General features: G+C 40.3%; 3 protein-coding genes. All 3 read left to right on the top strand.

The features are described from left to right. The first annotated feature begins 98 nt into the window (after positions 1-98). The 3 genes from KDK17_RS09185 to KDK17_RS09175 all read left to right on the top strand — a co-directional run bounded on the left by KDK17_RS09185 (position 99) and on the right by KDK17_RS09175 (position 1210). Positions 99-326 (top strand): BrnT family toxin, encoded by a 228-nt coding sequence (locus tag KDK17_RS09185; protein ID WP_306671265.1) that lies wholly within the window; start codon positions 99-101, stop codon positions 324-326. 58 nt (positions 327-384) lie between these two features. After that, positions 385-615, top strand: a complete 231-nt coding sequence (brnA, locus tag KDK17_RS09180; RefSeq protein ID WP_257253572.1) for a type II toxin-antitoxin system BrnA family antitoxin — start codon at positions 385-387, stop codon at positions 613-615. Positions 616-718: 103 nt separating this feature from the next. Then, positions 719-1210 (top strand): GNAT family N-acetyltransferase, encoded by a 492-nt coding sequence (locus KDK17_RS09175; RefSeq protein WP_257253574.1) that lies wholly within the window; start codon positions 719-721, stop codon positions 1208-1210. Positions 1211-1362 lie beyond the last annotated feature (152 nt).

Raw genomic sequence — 1362 nt, 5'->3', positions numbered from 1 at the left:
CTATTTGACGAAGAAGCAGGAATTTTTAGACCAATTTATTGCAACCGCAGTAGGAAAGCCTTAAGTCCGACAGGCTGCTAGCATCAAATGGTATATAATTGATACCTAATTGCTGTATTTATAGGTGTCAAAATCACTTGTTTGAATACGATCCGAATAAAAGTATGACTAATTTTGACAAACATGGTATTGACTTCGATGAAGCTCAAAACTTATGGGAGGATGAGTCAAAAATCATCTTTCCTGCAAGTCTTGAAGGAGAAGAGCGATTTCTCATGGTTGCAAGGTACAAAGGCAAACACTGGACAGCGGTTTATACACTATGAGGAGATAACATCAGAATTATTTCAGTTCGCCGTTCGAGAACAAAGGAGATTACTTGCTATGAAAACTGAAGATTTCGACAAAGCCTTTGATGAGGGCAGTGAGCTAATTGATAATGTGGTTCAGTGGGACAAGGGTCATCGTCCTGATTTTGATACAAAGCGTGTCAATATTGACTTTCCAATATGGATGATCAATGCCCTTGATAAAGAAGCAGCCAGGCTTGGAGTTGCTCGTCAAGCAATAGTAAAAACATGGATGGCTGAAAAATTAGATCAAACCCGCAGATGAGAGCGCAGCATAGCAAGTGCAGCCAACGGGGACGCTCACTGCGCTCGCTCCCTTGCTGCAGCCGTTAGGTGTGTCCACATATCACGGTTAAGAGGCAGAAATAATGATAAGAGAGGTCGAAAGCAGTGATATTAAACGGATTGTAGAAATTTATAATCACTATGTAAGGAACACTGCATTTACGTTTGAAGAAGAAGAGATTTTAGCATCTGATATTGATTTTAGGGTTAATAAAATTAAGTCAGATGGTTTGCCCTGGATCGTGTTAATAAATGATTCAAAAGTAGTCGGTTATGCTTATGCTTCACAATGGCATGACCGTAGTGCATATCGGTTTTCCGTAGAAACTACTATTTATCTTGATCCGAACTTTCAAAGTAAGGGACTTGGTAGCGCTTTGTATAGAGAGTTGTTAAAAAAATTACAGAGTAAAAGAATTAAAACAGCTATTGGTTGTATAACATTGCCAAATGAAAAAAGTGTTGCCTTACACGAAAACCTAGGAATGAAAAAAGTTGCTCATTTTGAGAAAGTAGGGTTTAAGTTCAATCAGTGGCAAGATGTTGGCTACTGGCAAATGATCATGCCCACCTAACAAAAAGTTCAAGTTCGTTCCCGGGGCTGCGCCTTTCCATCAGACGCCGCCTGCGTTGCCACCGCTTAACTTGGCGTTAGGTGTCTCTGTGCAATCTCTCAATGTCTGCTATGCTGACTGCTCCTGCAACAAATGATAATGGTACGCAGTAT

Origin of the sequence: Endozoicomonas sp. SESOKO2, assembly GCF_024606245.1 — a bacterium.
Classification (GTDB): Bacteria; Pseudomonadota; Gammaproteobacteria; order Pseudomonadales; family Endozoicomonadaceae; genus Endozoicomonas_A.
This window is presented reverse-complemented; position numbering and strand designations above follow the sequence as displayed.